This is a genomic window from Parafrankia irregularis (genome assembly GCF_001536285.1).
GTDB lineage: Bacteria > Actinomycetota > Actinomycetes > Frankiales > Frankiaceae > Parafrankia > Parafrankia irregularis.
The window spans coordinates 198361-212519 of sequence record NZ_FAOZ01000004.1 but is presented as its reverse complement, the minus strand read 5'-3'; the positions used below and the strand labels follow the sequence as shown (position 1 = coordinate 212519).

The 14159-nt window shown below is 69.0% G+C and carries 13 protein-coding genes and 1 pseudogene; 8 read left to right on the top strand and 6 right to left on the bottom strand.

The window, feature by feature from the left end; translation table 11 throughout:
• Window positions 1–123: 123 nt before the first annotated feature.
• Complete coding sequence (locus AWX74_RS07950; protein WP_091273239.1) at window positions 124–1188, top strand: phosphotransferase family protein; 1065 nt, start codon at window positions 124–126, stop codon at window positions 1186–1188.
• 320 nt (window positions 1189–1508) lie between these two features.
• Complete coding sequence (locus AWX74_RS07945; protein ID WP_242666132.1) at window positions 1509–2678, top strand: glycoside hydrolase family 43 protein; 1170 nt, start codon at window positions 1509–1511, stop codon at window positions 2676–2678.
• Window positions 2679–2783: 105 nt separating this feature from the next.
• On the opposite strand, the gene AWX74_RS07940 is transcribed toward AWX74_RS07945, so the two are convergent.
• On the bottom strand, window positions 2784–3413 hold the full coding sequence (locus tag AWX74_RS07940) for a TetR/AcrR family transcriptional regulator (RefSeq protein WP_091273237.1): 630 nt from the start codon (window positions 3411–3413) through the stop codon (window positions 2784–2786).
• A 242-nt stretch (window positions 3414–3655) separates the two neighbouring features.
• Between AWX74_RS07940 and AWX74_RS07935 the strand changes: the two genes are divergently transcribed.
• Complete coding sequence (locus AWX74_RS07935; RefSeq protein ID WP_091273236.1) at window positions 3656–4375, top strand: alpha/beta hydrolase; 720 nt, start codon at window positions 3656–3658, stop codon at window positions 4373–4375.
• Window positions 4376–4405: 30 nt separating this feature from the next.
• On the opposite strand, the gene AWX74_RS42455 is transcribed toward AWX74_RS07935, so the two are convergent.
• The 5 genes and pseudogenes from AWX74_RS42455 to AWX74_RS07910 form a co-directional block, all read right to left on the bottom strand.
• A complete protein-coding gene (locus AWX74_RS42455; RefSeq protein ID WP_397313097.1) occupies window positions 4406–4516 on the bottom strand; it encodes a hypothetical protein in 111 nt (36 codons plus the stop codon).
• Window positions 4517–4535: 19 nt separating this feature from the next.
• A pseudogene (locus AWX74_RS42450) lies at window positions 4536–4598 on the bottom strand (hypothetical protein); the annotation flags it as partial.
• Window positions 4599–4964: 366 nt separating this feature from the next.
• A complete protein-coding gene (locus AWX74_RS07920) occupies window positions 4965–5954 on the bottom strand; it encodes an aldo/keto reductase (protein WP_091273232.1) in 990 nt (329 codons plus the stop codon).
• Window positions 5947–7182 (bottom strand): cytochrome P450, encoded by a 1236-nt coding sequence (locus tag AWX74_RS07915; protein WP_091273229.1) that lies wholly within the window; start codon window positions 7180–7182, stop codon window positions 5947–5949. Before AWX74_RS07915 ends, AWX74_RS07920 begins: the two co-directional genes overlap by 8 nt.
• Before the next feature lie 174 nt (window positions 7183–7356).
• The gene (locus AWX74_RS07910; protein WP_165615516.1) at window positions 7357–8043 is read right to left on the bottom strand and encodes a GntR family transcriptional regulator; all 687 of its coding nucleotides are present in this window, start codon (window positions 8041–8043) and stop codon (window positions 7357–7359) included.
• 191 nt (window positions 8044–8234) lie between these two features.
• On the opposite strand from AWX74_RS07910, the gene AWX74_RS07905 reads away from it, so the two are divergent.
• From AWX74_RS07905 to AWX74_RS07885, 5 genes are all read left to right on the top strand, one after another.
• Window positions 8235–9362: an amidohydrolase family protein gene (locus AWX74_RS07905; RefSeq protein WP_423212964.1), complete on the top strand. Its 1128-nt coding sequence runs from the start codon at window positions 8235–8237 to the stop codon at window positions 9360–9362.
• A 93-nt stretch (window positions 9363–9455) separates the two neighbouring features.
• Window positions 9456–10655, top strand: a complete 1200-nt coding sequence (locus AWX74_RS07900; RefSeq protein WP_091273224.1) for a cytochrome P450 — start codon at window positions 9456–9458, stop codon at window positions 10653–10655.
• Between the two features lie 49 nt (window positions 10656–10704).
• Entirely contained in the window at window positions 10705–11601 is an 897-nt protein-coding gene (locus AWX74_RS07895; protein WP_091273221.1) for an LLM class F420-dependent oxidoreductase, read from the top strand.
• 31 nt (window positions 11602–11632) lie between these two features.
• Window positions 11633–12850, top strand: coding sequence for a CaiB/BaiF CoA transferase family protein (locus AWX74_RS07890; RefSeq protein WP_091273218.1), 1218 nt, complete (start codon window positions 11633–11635; stop codon window positions 12848–12850).
• Window positions 12851–12900: 50 nt separating this feature from the next.
• Entirely contained in the window at window positions 12901–14085 is a 1185-nt protein-coding gene (locus AWX74_RS07885; RefSeq protein WP_091273216.1) for a cytochrome P450, read from the top strand.
• Window positions 14086–14159: the final 74 nt, after the last annotated feature.

The following is a 14159-nucleotide window of genomic DNA, read 5'->3' as shown; positions in this document are numbered from 1 at the left end:
GGCTGCGCCCCCACCCGCCTCCGCCCCAGCACCCGTTTCCGAGCCTGCCTGACCAGGGCGGGCGCGCCATGCCCGACAAGCGCTGTGCCCGACAAGCGCCATGCCCGACAAGAGGGGAAAGCCGTGTCCGCTGAATCCGCATCCGTGGTCGCCTTACCCGACGAGCTCCACGAGGTGCTCTCCCCTGGATGGCTCAACAAGGCGCTGGCGATCCGCTACCCGGGGATCGAGATCGTCGAGGTCACCCCCGGCCCGGTGGTCAGCCGGGTCTCGACCAACGCCCGGTTCCGGATCGACTGCACCGGCGGGGTCCCGAAGGGCCTGTCGCCCCACCTGTGCGCCAAGGGCTACTTCAGCGAGATCGGCCGGTCGGCGAGCCCCGCCGGGGTGCCCGAGACCAGCTTCTACCGGGACCTCGCCGACCGCACCGGAGTCCGCACCCTGCGAAGCGTCTTCGCGGACGTCGACGCGCGCACCGACGCGAACATCGTCATCACCGAGGATGTGGTGGCCGAGGGCGGTGTCTTCCTCGACGGGCTGAGCGACTACACACCGGACCAGGCCGCCGACAGCCTCGACCAGCTGGCCACCCTGCACGCGGCGACCTGGGCCGACCCGTCCCTCGCGGACGTCGGATGGCTGCGGAGCCGCCTGGACGGATACCTCCGGAGCCGCGGCCTGCCCGAGATCTCCGCCAACTTCGCCTGCTGGATCGGTGCGGGAGTCCCCGACGAGACGCGCGACGCCGAACGCCTGGTGGCGGCCTACCGCAGGTTGGCCGCCGAAACCGCCGCCGCGTCACCGTGGGCCGTGATCCACGGGGACCCGCACATCGGCAACGTCTTCCTCGACGGCGCCGGCCGCCCGTCCTTTCTGGACTGGCAGCTGGTCCAGCGCGGCCCCTGGTACATCGACGTCGGCTATCACATCGCGTCCGCGCTGACCGTCGCGGACCGCCGCCGCAGCGAACGCGACCTCCTCGCGCACTACCTCGACCGGCTGCGGGCGGGTGGCGTGCGGGCGCCGGAGTGGGACGAGGCGTGGCGCGCCATCGGCCGCGGGATCCTGCACGGCTTCTACCTCTGGGGCATCACGGTGAAGGTCGACCCGCCCATCACCGCGGCGCTGCTGGAGCGTCTCGGCACGGCGGCCGCCGACCACGACGTCTTCGCCGCGGTCGGCGCCTGAACGTCAGCCCAGCCCGTCAGACCTGATTCGTCGGCAGGGAACGATGGCCGCACGCCGGTTGCCGGAGCAGCCCTGACGGGCCTCGAACGTTCTTCACATCAGACCCACATGTGAGACGTCCAGGGTGACGAGTGCCCGAACCGCGCTCCGCCCTGGAGGTTGCCACCGTGCCGGTCTCGGCCAGGCCTGATCCCTGTCCCGACCCTGCCGCCACCGACAGCTTCGCTTTCGGTTCCGCCACCGAGACGCCGGCTGAAACCGCGGTTTCGGCGGGCGTCTCGGTGGCGCGGCGACCATGGTGGCGAGTCCGCCGGGCGACCGTGATCATCGGGAGCCTGGTCGTGCTGATGGTGGTCGTCGCCGCGCTGGCGATCACGGGCAGCGGCGTGAAGGGCGTTTTCGCCGCCGCCTCCTCGCCCCAGGCAGGCTCGCCCCAGGCCGGTGCTGCTCCCACCGACGACGGCCAGGGCCAAGGCCCGAGCGGCTCGTCGTCAGGGTCGACCGAGGTGGAGCCGCCGGCCGGAACGCCCACCCCCGGGGATCCCGCGCAGCCGCGGTCCGCCGTGGTCGTCCGAGGCTCCAACCTCGCGGATCCGTACCTGCTGACGATCGACGGCGTCACCTACGCCTACGGAACCAACGCCGACGGCGCGCACGTGCCCGTCCTCACCAGCACCGATCCGAGCCTGCGCAGCTGGGTGCGCGCCGGCGACGCCCTGCCGCACCTGCCCGGCTGGGCGCAGGACACCGGCTTCACCACCTGGGCTCCCTCCGTCGCCGAGGTCGACGGCGGATACGTCCTGTACTACGTGACGAGGGTCGCCGCGACCGGCCACCAGTGCGTCTCCACCGCGCACGCGACGAGTCCGACCGGGCCGTTCATCGACGTCTCGACCAGCCCCGCGATCTGCCAGGAAGCCGAGGGCGGAAGCATCGACCCCAGTCCGTACGCCGTCGGGGCCGAGCGGTACCTGACGTGGAAGAGCGAAGGCATCCTGCCCGGGACCACACCGACCATCTGGGCTCAGCGCCTCGCCGCCGACGGCCGCACGCTGCTCGGCGAGCCGACCGCCCTGCTCAGGCCGACGCTCGACTGGCAGCACGGCCTCGTCGAAGGCCCGGCGATGCTGGTCCGGGGCGGAAGCTACGACCTGCTGTTCTCCGCCGGCGACTGGCACAGCCCCGACTACGCGACGGGGAGCGCGACCTGCGCCGGCCCGCTCGGTCCGTGCACGGTGCGTCCCGAATCGCTGCTGCGTACGGGCACCGCGGGCGTCGGCCCGGGTGGCGCGGAACCGTTCCGTTCGATCGACAGGGCCTCTGGCGAGGAAACATGGTGGCTGGCGTTCCACACCTGGAACCGGCGGGAGCCGGCGGAGAATCCGCATGCCGACCGGCAGCTGGTCGTCGTTCCGCTGCCCGACGCCGGAGCGTTGACGCCCGCCGACCGCTCCGCCGTCCGCCTCGGCCGGGTCACCACTGCTCCTTAGAGCACCGCATCATTGGAGCAGCGCGTCCTTGGAGCAGCGCGGCAACAGTGGGCGAACGCGGACCGACGCGGCATCGGACCGACGCGGCATCGGACCGATGCGCGATCATGCGCCCTCGCGGTGCCGCGGCTGCCGCTGCGTCTGGCGGGTCTCCACCGAATGCGCGCCGGCCGCTCTGGCGGCGGGTTCGTTGTTCGCGGTGAGCCGGTAGGCGGCGCGTTCGAGTGTCGGGAGGATGGCCGTGATGTCGAGCTCTCCGGCGGCGAACCTGGCGACGACGGCGTAGGCGACGTTGGTCAGCAGGAGGCCGATGTCGCTGACGTAGCCGGGCTCACCGGCCGCGAGCACGGCACGGCCCGCGGGCTCGATGATGGTCATGGTCTGCTGTTCGAGCCGATCACCGGGCGGTGTGGCACGGGCCTTGTGGTAGGCCTCGAGCAGGCGCGGGCTGTGCTCCCATGGTTCGAAGACGTGCCGGAACACCCGCATCAGGCCGTCGTAGAGGCTCTCGCCAGGTGGCGGGGCGGGCACCGGCGCGCAGTTGTTCCGCGCCATCCACCGTTCGACGGCGGCGACGATCAGTTCGTCACGGGTGCCGAAGAGCTTGTAGATCGTGGCAAGCGAGACGCGGGCCTCACGGGCCACCAGACGTAGCTGGACCGCGTCGTAGCCCTCGGACTCCAGCAGCCCGACGACGACGTCGATGATCGCGTCGGCCGACCGTGACTCCGCCACCGCGCCGGCCCCCTCGATGTGTTCCCAGCGTCCGTCTCCCCGCCAGCACGCCCCCTGCGCCCAGCCGCCGCATCAGCCGCATCAGCCGCGACGATCTCGGTTGACGCCTTCAGAGTAACACGGTTACTCTGGTAACCACGTTACTCGGGTGGTTGGTCCAGGTTTCGACGGTTCCGTGAGGCACCAGCTCGACCGGCACCTGCGATCTCGCCAGCACCATCAATGCGGAGGAGAAGGCATCAATGGCTACATACGTCCTGGTACACGGCGGCGGCCACGGTGGCTGGTGCTACCAGCCGGTGGCGCGGCTGCTGCGGGCGGCCGGGCACGAGGTGTACACGCCGACGCTGACCGGCTTAGGTGAGCGGGCGCACCTCGTCGGCCCGCACGTCGACCTCGACCTGCACATCCACGACGTTGTCGCGATGCTGCACCACGAGAACCTGCGTGACGTGATCCTGGTCGGGCACAGCTACGGCGGCATGGTCATCACCGGCGTCGCCGACCGCGCCGCGGACCGGATCGGGCGCCTCGTCTACCTCGACGCGGCGAACCCGGTCAACGGCCAGTCGCTGCTCGACGTCGCCGGGCCGATCATCGCCGCCACCCGCCCGATGGGGAAGATCGTGGACGGCGTCGAGCTCGTGCTCATCCCGTTCCCCGAGGCCGGCGCCTTCTACGGGGTGACCGACCCGGACGACATCGCCTGGATGGCCGACCGGCTGACCCCGCACCCCTGGCGGTGCTTCGAGCAGCCGCTGGCCCTCACCAACGAGGACGCCCTGTGGGCGATCCCGCAGTACCACATCGTCTGCACCTCCACCCTGGCGACCAGGGACCCGGAGCTGACGGCGAAGGCCCGCGCGGCCGGCCGGCTCTGGGACATCGACACCGGGCACGACCTCATGATCACCGAGCCGCGAGCTGTCACCGACGCTCTCATCGACGTCGCCACATCCTGATCCTCCGCCGGGCGCCGACGCGACAGCCCGTCAGAGGATCTGCCAGACCATGGCGGCTCCGTCGGTGCTTGCGGTCACCAGCCACCGCCCGTCCGGAGACCACCCCACCGTGAGGACGCCACTGTGATGGCGCCTCGGGATTCCCCATGTCCCAGAGGGCCACGCTACGGTCGGTGCTGCCGGTGGCGAGCCAGCGGCCGTCCGGCGACCAGGTCATTCCCATTACCGCGTCTGGCGGTGGACCCGCAGGGCTTCGCCGGCAAGCTCGTCCCGGTCCGGGTGACCGACTGCCCGCGGCCGGGCCTGCTGGGGCGGATCGTGTCGTTCCGAGCCCGACAGCCCGGTGGCTGGTTTGGCGAGTCGCAAGAGTGAAGGGTATTCGTCGTTCGGACGACCAAAATCCTTCACTCTTGCGGGCCGCCAGGTGGTTTGATGCCCCTTTTCCGCTTATTAGTACGATATGACCGTGGCGCTGGATCCCGGGTGTGCGGCCGTGCGGGCGGCGGGGCGGTGGGGCGGCCGCGTTCCGATCGGTGCCGGCTTCGGATCGTCGGCGCCAGCGGTCAACCGGAGAGGCCGGCCTGATCACTCACCTGTCGGTGGTGCGCAGGTACTCCCGTGTCACGCTGGCGCCGGCCACGGCCTCGGCGGGAACGACAGCCTCGATTCTTTCGATGTCAGCGCTGGAAAGCTCGACATACACGGCCGCGGCGTTCTCCTCCAGGCGCGGGATCCGTTTGGTACCCGGAATCGGCACGACGTCGGGGCCCTGGTTCTGCAGCCAGGCCAGCGCCAGCTGTCCGACCGTCACCCCCCGCTCCTCGGCCAGTGCCCGCAGCGCGGCCACGATCCGCAGGTTGTGCGGCAGGTTGTCGTCCGTGAACCAGGGAGACCGTCGGCGCGAATCGGTTTCGTCCAGATCCGCCCGGTCGGTGATGCTGCCGGTGAGCATTCCCTTGCCCAGCGGGGAATACGGCACGATGCCGATTCCCAGCTCCCGGCAGGTCGGCACGATCTCGTCCTCGATCCGGCGCGTCCACAACGACCATTCGCTCTGCAGCGCGCTGACCGGGTGCACCGCGTGCGCGCGGCGGATCGTCGCCGCGGACGCCTCGCTGATGCCGAGGTGACGGACCTTGCCCTCGGCGACCAGTTCAGCCATCGCACCCCAGGTCTCCTCGACGGGAACTTCGGGGTCGACCCGGTGCTGGTAGTACAGGTCGATGTGGTCGACACCGAGCCGGCGCAGTGATCGCTCGCAGCACCGTCTCACGTAGGCGGCGTCGCCACGGGCGCCCATACCCCCACCTGCGCCGGTGAGGACGATGCCGAACTTGGTGGCCACCACCGCCTGGTCGCGGCGGCCGGCGATGGCCCGCCCGACGAGCGTCTCACTCTCGCCGTAGATGTCGGCCGTGTCCAGGAGCGTGACACCGAGGTCCAGCGCCCGGTGGATGGTCGCGAACAGCTCGGCGGGGTCACCCACCGCGCCGTAGGCGGGGCTGAGCGACATGCACCCGAGCCCCTGCGCGCCGACCTCCAGGCTGCCGAGCCTTCTGGTCGGGATGACGTCAGTCATGTGCGGCGACCAGCCTCTCGCCGGGCATGAAAAGGATCGGGACGGATATCGGCGCCCGGTTGAACGTCGACATGAAACCGACGTCCGCGCCCGGTTGGAGCCTGATGTCGTGTAGTCGCCGGACGATCTCGTCGAGAGCGATGCGCAGGTTCATCCGGGCGAGATTGGAGCCGGCGCAACGGTGTGGGCCGGCGCCGAAGGCGATGTGGGAGTTCCTGGTCCGATCGAGGTCGAACAGGTCCGGGTTCTCGAACTCGGCCTCGTCGCGGTTCGCGGAGACCCAGTACATGAGTACCTGTTCACCCGTCCTGATGAGCTGGCCGCCGACCTCGGTGTCCTGCCGAGCCGTGCGCGCGATGCAGACGAACGAGCCGTCGAGCCGCAGGAACTCCTCGACGGCGTTCGGGATGAGTTCCGGCCGCTCCCGCAGCGCCGCCAGGATCTCCGGATGCTCGCACAGGCGCAGCATCGCCATCCCCAGCACACCGGCCGTCGTCTCGAGACCACCGAGAACCAGCAGGTGGATGGTCCCGACCGCCTCCTCGTCGGTGATCGGGCGGCCTTCGATCTCGGCGGCCAGCACCGCGTCGACGACGTCTCCCCGCGGGCCCTCGCGGTGCCGCCTCTCGATGAACTGACCGATCCAGCCGGCCAGCTTCATCAGGCAGTCCATCGCCTCCGGACGGTGCAGCTGCGACGCCATGATGGCGTACCCGTTGACCTCGTCAAGGTCCTCGGCGGGGGCGTGCAGCGCCAGGTCGAAGAAGGCGAGCCCCGGGAACGGCCGCGCGAACGCCTCCATGAAATCGCAGGAGCCGTCCTCGATGAATCCATCGATGAGACGGTTCACCAGGTCGCGGGTCGGCGCCTCCCATTCACTGACAACCGCCGGACGGAAATACGGATTCGTCAGCTGCCGGAACTCCCGCTGCAACGGCGGGTCAACCGTCACCGGAAGGATCTTCATCGGCGGACCGGGTGGGACCGGTACGGTGATTCCGTCTTCGGAGCTGAAGGTCTTCCAGTCCTGGGCAACACGGAGGATGTCCTCCTTCCGGGTGGCGACCCAGAAGCCTCCATGCTGGTCGCTGTGTGCCACCGGGCACCGGGAACGTGCCCGGGCCAGCGTCGCGTGTAAGTCTCGGCCGAGTTCGGGCGACAGATGGTCGAAATGTTTCTCGACCCATTCGTCGTCAATCCGGCCCGGGCCGGTCTCTGCAGACTCCATCTCGCACCTCGTGCTCTTGCGGGCCGGCGTGCCACCCAGACGGGTCGGACCGTCCAGCGGTTCGGCCCGAGACCTGACGCAGACCTCTCAGCATTCGCTGGGCGCTCACCCAGACCAGTCAACATAGTGAACACTTACTTGTAACGCCATGATTGCGGTGGCGACGTCCCGCTGTCAGCCGGCGGCGTTGGTGCCGTCCTCGCGCAGCACGCCGCGCCGGGTCAGCTCGCGGATCACGTCCTCGCCCGCGGCGCGGGTGTCCTGCAACCGGGCCCGGGAAGCCTCCGAAGGGTCACCCGCGGCGATCGCGTCGATCACCAGCCGCTGAGCCTCGACGATCTCCTCCCGGGTGCGCCGGTCGCTCTGACGCACCGCCCACGCCAGGAAGCCACCCACCCCCTTCAGCTCCGCGAGCAGGCGCGGTGTGGATCCCGCGCGGTGCTGGACCAGCACGATCTCCTCGGCCAGGTCCAGCAGCTGGACGCCGGTCGCCTCACTGTTGGCCAACGTCCGTAGGAGGTCCTGCAGCTGGGCGAGCACCTCGGGGTCCCGGTCCTTGGCGACCCGCGCCGCCGAGACCCCACTGAGCAGACCGAGGACGTGGAAGTCCGCGCGGAGCGTGCGGGCGTCGAAGTGCTGAACGAACGCCACCCGGTGAACACGGGTCGCGATCAGACCGTCACGTTCGAGGAGCACGAGGGCTTCGCGGACCGGGGTGGGGCTCACCCCGATGGTCGCGCCGATCCGCTCGACGTCGACGCGGTCGCCGTAGCGCAGGTTGCCGGCGAAGATCTCCTTCTGCAGGTACTCCACGACCACAGCACTGGTCTTGGTGCGCCTGAACGCAGCCTCAGTCACCACGCCACCCATGGTGGTCGGCACGGCCTCCGATCGTCAATAAAAAATCAAAAATTGGCGATTGGAGATTGCAGGGCACCGGTAAGTGAGCCTACGCTCAGTGCCTCGCGAGCATGACCGTGATCCAACCGACCGAAGGAGGGCCCGACGTGAGCGGACTGGCTGGTCTGCGCGTGGTGGACGCCGACGCCCACATGACCGAACGCCACGACCTGTTCACCGAGCGCGCGCCGAAGGGGTACGAGGACCGGGTCCCCCACGTCGAGAAGATCGACGGGGTCGACATGTGGGTCATCGAGGGCAAGACCTTCGGCAAGGCAGGCTCCGGTGGCACCGTCGACCACGACGGGAAGAAGCACGCGTTCCGCGACTCGCAGGGCGGCTCGTGGGGCATCGGTGACGTGCACCCCGCGGCATGGGACCCTGCGGCGCGGCTGGCCCTGATGGACGAACTCGGCATCCACGCGCAGGTCCAGTACCCGAACGCGATCGGCATCGGCGGCCAGAACCTGCGCAACTCGGTCAAGGACGAGGTACTTCTCCGGCTGTGCGTCGAGCTGTACAACGACGCGATGGCCGAGGTGCAGGCCGAGTCCGGCAACCGGCTGCTCCCCATGCCGATCATGCCGGCGTGGGACATCGCTGCCTGTGTCCGCGAGGCCGAGCGCTGCGCCGCGCTGGGCTACCGCGGGGTCAACATGACCGCCGACCCGCAGGACTCCGGCTCCCCCGACCTCGGCCACCCCGACTGGGACCCGTTCTGGGAGGTCTGCGCCGGGCTGAAACTGCCGGTGCACTTCCACATCGGCGCCAGCCAGACGGCGCTGTCCTACTTCGGCACCACCTACTGGCCAAGTCAGGACACCTACGTCAAGCCGGCCATCGGCGGCGCCTCGCTGTTCCAGAACAACTCTCGGGTGCTGCTCAACAGCGCCTACTCGGGCATGTTCGACCGGCATCCCACCCTGCAGATGGTCTCCGTCGAGAGCGGCATCGGCTGGATCCCGTTCATGCTCGAGGCGATGGACTACGAGCTTGAGGAGAACGCTCCCAAGCACGCGGAGAAGCTGAACAAGCTGCCGTCGGAGTACTTCCGCGACAACTGGTACGCAACGTTCTGGTTCGAGACCGGCCGCGGCGACCTGCAGCACCTCATCGACCAGGTCGGCGAGGACCGCATCATGTTCGAGACCGACTTCCCGCATCCCACCTGCCTGCACCCGGACCCGCTCAGCATGGTCAGCGACAAGATCTCCAGTCTGCGTCCGGAGACGCAGGAGAAAGTCATGGGCGGGAACGCCGCCAGGCTCTACCGGATCTAGCAGACGAATGACAGTCATCAGGACGAGCTTCCGTGGCACCGTCTCGATATCGCCAGCGCGAGATGTGTGGCCCTTACGCGACGTGGATGAGACATGATGACGACAGACGATGAACCGGTGTACTGGGATCCGTACGACCCGGCGTTCGCGGTGGATCCGTACCCGATCTACCGACGGTTACGCGAAGAAGCTCCGCTTTACTACAACGAGAAATACGACTTCTACGCGGTCAGCCGGTTCGCCGACTGCGAGCAGGGCCTGCCGGACTGGCGGAGGTTCAGCTCCGCCCGCGGCGGCATTCTCGAGCTGATCAAATCCGGCCTGGAGATTCCCCCGGGCACACTGATCTTCGAGGACCCGCCCATCCACGACATCCACCGCCGCCTGCTCGTGAGGGTGTTCACCCCTCGCCGCATCGCCTCGATCGAGGACAAGGTGCGCGACTACTGCCGGCTCGTTTTGGACCCGCTGGTCGGCGAGAGGCGGTTCGACCTGATCAAAGAGGTCGGGGCCGAGATGCCGATGCGGGTGATCGGCATGCTGCTGGGTATCCCCGAAAGCGACCAGGCGGCGCTGCGCGACCAGTTCGACGACAGGCTGCGGACCGAGGACGGCGGGCAGATGGACCTCTCCGAGGGTGCCATCCTGTCCGGCGAGGTCTTCGGTGAGTACATCGACTGGCGCCGGGATCACCCGTCGAACGACCTCATGACCGACCTGCTCACCACCGAGTTCACCGACGAGAACGGTGCGACCCGCACGCTGACGCGTGACGAGGTACTGGGCTACGTCACGGTGGTCGCGAGCGCCGGCAACGAGACGACCGGCCGTCTCATCGGCTGGATCGGGTCGCTGCTGGCCCGGCAGCCGGAGGCACGCCGCGAGCTGGCCGCCGACCCGTCGCTGATTCCCGACGCGATCGAGGAAATCCTGCGGATGGAGCCGCCGGCCCCGTTCATGGCGCGCCACGTCACCGAGGACGTCGTTCTCCATGACACGACGGTTCCCGCCGGCAGCGCCCTCATCTTCCTCGTCGCCTCGGCGAACCGGGACGACCGGCGTTACCCCGACCCGGACCGCTTCGACATACGCCGCCGGATCAGCCAGCAGGTCTCCTTCGGTTTCGGTGCCCACTACTGCCTTGGCGCGGCGCTGGCCCGGCTCGAGGGCCGGGTGGCGCTCGAGGAGATGCTCACCCGCTTCCCCGACTGGGACGTCGACTGGGCCGACGCGAAGCTCGCGCAGACCTCGACCGTTCGCGGCTGGGAGACGCTTCCGCTGACCATCGGCTGAGTGGCCCACAACGGAAAAGGAAGATGTCGAGACTCTCGACGAGGTGACGATGAAGTTCTTCTTCCACTACCCGGAGACCTCCGGGCTCGAAGGCGACATTCTCGACCCGGGATCGCCGGGTGATATCGCGGCCGAGGCCGAACGAGCGGGTTTCGAGGGCTTCGCCCTCACCGATCATCCCATTCCCGGTGCCAGGTGGCTGACCTCCGGCGGTCATCAGAGCTTCGATCCGTTCGTCGGCCTCGCGTTCGCGGCGGCGGCCACCGAACGGCTGCGCCTGCTCACCCACCTCACTGTGGCGCCCTACCGCAACCCGTTCATCCTCGCGAAGGCGGCGGCCACCCTCGACAAGCTCTCCGGCGGGCGGTTCGTCCTCGGCCTCGGCGCGGGCTACCAGAAGTCGGAGTTCTTCGCCCTCGGCGTGGACATGGAGGAGCGCAACGCCCTTTTCGACGAGGTGCTCGACACGCTTCCGCTGCACTGGAGCGGAGAGGCCTTCAGCTACACCGGGCGGCATTTCGACGCCCGCAACGTCATCGCCCTGCCCCGGCCCGTGCAGAATCCGATCCCGATCTGGATCGGCGGGAACTCGAGACTGAGCCGGCGGCGCGTCGCCGAGCGGGCGCAGGGCTGGATGCCGATGTCCGGTCCGCCGTCGCTCTCGACGACCGCCCGCACCGTCGCGATCGGCTCGACCGCGGAACTGGGCGAGATGATCGGCGGGGTGCTCGAGCAGGCCGCGGCGAACGACCGCACCGAGCCACTGACCTTCCTGTACTCGTACCACGAGATCAAGGACCCGGCCCTCGACGCCGACCGCCATCGCGAGGCCATCGCCGAGCTGGAGCGCATCGGTGTCACCGATCTCATGATCACCTGTTTCACCCGGGAACCCGCCGCCACCGTCGACTTCATCCGGGGCTTCGGCGAGACGTACGTGTCCTGAGCGCCTTCGGTTTCCGTCAGGAAGGAATGAAATGGCTGCCGTCATGAAAGGTGTGCGCGTGCTGGAGGTCGCTGAACAGACCTTCGTGCCCGCCGCCTCGGCACTCCTCTCCGATCTCGGCGCGGAAGTCATCAAGATCGAGCACGTCGAGCGCGGCGACGCCATGCGTGGGCTGGCGACGACCGGGACAGCGATCGTTCCTGAGAACGTGCACGTCCTGCTTGAGCACTCCAATCGCGGGAAGCGAAGCCTCGGGCTCGACATCGCCTCGCCGGAGGGCATCGAGATCCTCTACAAGCTCGCGGCGACCTCGGACGTCTTCATCACCAACAAGCTCCCCCGGGTCCGGAAAAAGCTGAAAATCGACCTCGAGGACATCCGCGCCCACAACCCGGACATCATCTATGTGCGGGGCACCGGGCAGGGTGAACGCGGCCCCGACGCCGACAAGGGCTCCTACGACGGCCTCGCCTTCTGGGCCCGCGCCGGTGTGGCGCTGGGCATCATGCAGCCCGAGTACGGCCACGTGCCCTTTCCCCCGGGGCCGGGCTTCGGTGACTCGATCGGCGCGATGACCATCGCGGGCGGCACGGCGATGGCGTTGTTCCACCGCGAGCGCACCGGCGAGGCGACGGTGGTGGACGTCTCGCTCATGTCGTCCGCCATGTGGGCGATGGGGCAGGCGATCGGGCTGTCGGTCACGCTCGGCCAGGGCTGGGCACCGCCGCCGAGCGACGCCCCGCGGCGCAACCCGCTGGTCGGCAACTATCTGACGAAGGACGGCCGGTGGCTTGCACTCACCTGCCTTCAGGCCGGCCGCTACTGGCTGCCGTTCTGCGAGTGCGTCGGACGTCCCGATCTGGCCACCGACCCCCGCTTCGCCGACTTCGAATCGCTGATGGCGCACAGCGCGGAGGCCACCGAGGCCCTGCGGGAGCTGTTCGCGCAGCGCACCGTGGACGAATGGCGTGCGGCGCTGGCGGACTTCATCGGGCAGTGGGCCGTGGTGCAGGACACCCTGGAAGCCGCGAACGACCCGCAGTCCGTCGCCAACGGCTATCTGCAGCCGTGTGAGACCGCGGATGGTTTCCCGTTCTCACTGGTGGCCTCGCCGGTGCAGTTCGACGAGGAGCCCGCCGCGCCCGGCCGGGCACCCGAGTTCAACGAGCACGGAGACGAGATCCTCGCCGGCCTCGGTCTCGACATCGAAGAAATCCTCGACCTGAAGGTGCGTGGCGTCGTGGCGTGACGCCGGCTCACGTTTTCGAGAACCGGAACAGGAAGGCAGGAAGGTCAGCCATGGTCGATCCGTACTGGGACCCGTTCGACAAGGACATCGATGTCGACCCGTACCCGGTCTGGCGCCGGTTACGTGACACCGAACCTCTCTACCACAACGAGAAGTTCGGCTTCTACGCCCTTTCCCGGCATGCGGACGTCGAGCGCGCCCATCGCAGCCCGAAGCTCTACAGCTCGGCCTACGGCACCCTGCTCGAAATCATGGGGCCGGAACCACTCCAGTCCAACTTAATGATCTTCCAGGATCCGCCGAGCCATGACACGCTGCGGGGCCTGGTGTCCCGGGCCTTCACCCCGCGCCGGGTCGCGGCGCTCGAGGGGAACGTCCGGAAGATCTGCGTCGATCTGCTCGAGCCCCTCGTCGGCTCGGGCGGATTCGACTACATCCAGGACTTCGCCGCCCAGGTTCCCTCCAGGGTGATCTCCGAGCTGATCGGGGTTCCCGAGGAGGACCGCGAGGAGGTCCGGAAGACGATCGACGAGACCTTCCACATCGTGGAGGGCGGCGGGATGGCCAACGACATCTCCCGGCAGGCCGCGACCAGGCTGCGGGAGTACTTCTGCGAGCAGATCGACGCCCGGCGCACGGCCCCGCGCGACGACATGATGACCGCGCTCGTCGAGGCCGAGGTCCCGACGGAGAACGGGCCGCGGCGCCTGACCACCGCCGAGGCCGGAGCTGTCACCAACGAGCTGGTCAGTGCCGGTACCGAGACGGTCGTACGGCTGCTCGGCTGGATGTGCCGGCTGCTGGCCGAGCACCCCGACCAGCGCGCCGACCTGGTGGCCGACCCGTCGCTGGTGCCGGGCGCGGTCGAGGAGTCCCTGCGCTACGAGCCGCCCTCCCCCGTCCAGGGGCGGACGCTGCTCGACGAGGTCACGCTCTACGACACGACACTCCCCGCCGGCTCGAAGGTTCTGCTGCTCACCGGGTCCGCCGGGCGCGATGAGCGCAAGTACCCCGACCCGGACCGCTACGACATCCACCGGCGGTTCGACAGCCACGTCACGCTCGGCCACGGCATCCACTTCTGCCTCGGGGCCTCCCTCGCCCGCCTGGAGGGGCGCGTCGCGATCGAGGAGACGCTGCGGCTGTTCCCGACCTGGGAGGTCGACACCGACCGGGCCGTGCGGCTGCACACCAGCACGGTGCGCGGCTACAACAACCTGCCGGTCGTCGTCTGAGATCAGGTAGCGAGATCCCGGGCTCGGGGCTCCGGACTCCGGACTCCCCCTTTGCCGCCGAGCAAGATCTGAGG